At 66.4% G+C, this 1,370-nt stretch carries 1 protein-coding gene; it reads right to left on the bottom strand.

Annotated features, from left to right (window positions below; all coding sequences use genetic code 11):
- Positions 1-1,270 (bottom strand): glucose-6-phosphate isomerase (gene pgi, locus TVH25_RS21300; RefSeq protein ID WP_422425413.1); only part of this gene is annotated, 1,270 nt, incomplete at its 3' end.
- Positions 1,271-1,370 lie beyond the last annotated feature (100 nt).

Here is a 1,370-nt window from a genome sequence, read left to right as displayed (position 1 = left end):
ACCCCGACCCACCCACGGTCGGCAGATCATCGGTCGACCGACCGAACCCGATGAAATCCGCCGGCACCAGATGCTTCCCCTGATGCAACAACTGAAAAAACGCGTGCTGCCCGTTCGTCCCCGGCTCCCCCCAAAAAATCTCCCCCGTCCGATACGACACCGCCGACCCGTCCACCCGCACCGACTTACCGTTCGACTCCATCGCCAACTGCTGCAGATACGCCGGAAACCGCACCAGATCATTCGCATACGGCAACACCACCCGCGACTGCGCCCCCAGCACCGACGTGTACCACACCCCCAACAACCCCAACAACACCGGAACATTGCGCTCGAGCGGCACCGACCGGAAATGCTCATCGATCACCCGAAACCCCGCCAGCAACTCCCCGAACCGCTCCCGCCCGACCGCACACATCACCGCCAACCCGATCGCCGAATCCACCGAATACCGGCCCCCCACCCACTCCCAGAACCCGAACATGTTCACCGGATCGATCCCGAACTGCGCCACCCGCTCCGCATGCGTCGACACCGCCACGAAATGCGCCGCCACCGCCTCCTCACCCAGCGCCGCCACCACCCACCGCCGCGCCGCCGTCGCATTACACAACGTCTCGAGCGTGGAGAACGTCTTCGACGCCACCACGAACAACGTCGACGCCGGATCCAGCCCCGCCAGCACCCCGGTCAGATCCGCCGGATCCACATTCGACACGAACCGCACCTGCGGACCGTCGTGATAGTGCCGCAACGCCCGCGTCACCATCACCGGCCCCAGATCCGACCCCCCGATCCCGATGTTGACCACCGTGGTGATCTTCTCCCCGGTCGCCCCCCGCCACCGGCCGTCACGCACCCGATCGGTGAACTCCCCCATCGCGTCGAGCACCTCGTGGACCTCGGCGACGACCTCACGCCCGTCCACGACCAACCGCGCCGACCGCGGCAACCGCAACGCGGTGTGCAGCACCGCCCGGTCCTCGGTGACATTGACATGCTCGCCGGTGAACATCGCCTCGCGGGCCGCCTCGAGCCCGACCGCCCGGGCCAGATCGAGCAGCAACTCCATGGTGCGGGCGGTGACCCGGTGTTTGCTGTAGTCGACCACCAGATCCCCGGCGGCAGCGGTCATCGCGTCGGCGCGGCCGGGATCGGCGGCGAACATCTCCCGCAGATGCATCCCCTCGACCTCCGCGCGATGGTCGACGAGAGCCTGCCACTCCGGGAGTTCCGTCAAAGTTTTTGCTGCCGCGGATATCTCGTTCATTCGTTCCTCCCGGTCAGGCGAGTGCGCGCAACCGCGGCGCCAAATCCCGCTCGAACAACTCCAAAAACCGCTTCTGATCATGACCCGGCGCATGAAACAC

The sequence above is a fragment of the Rhodococcus sp. 7Tela_A2 genome, assembly GCF_049311045.1.
Lineage (GTDB): Bacteria > Actinomycetota > Actinomycetes > Mycobacteriales > Mycobacteriaceae > Rhodococcus.
The sequence above is the reverse complement of the archived record's forward strand: the minus strand, read 5'-3'. Positions and strand labels throughout refer to the sequence as shown.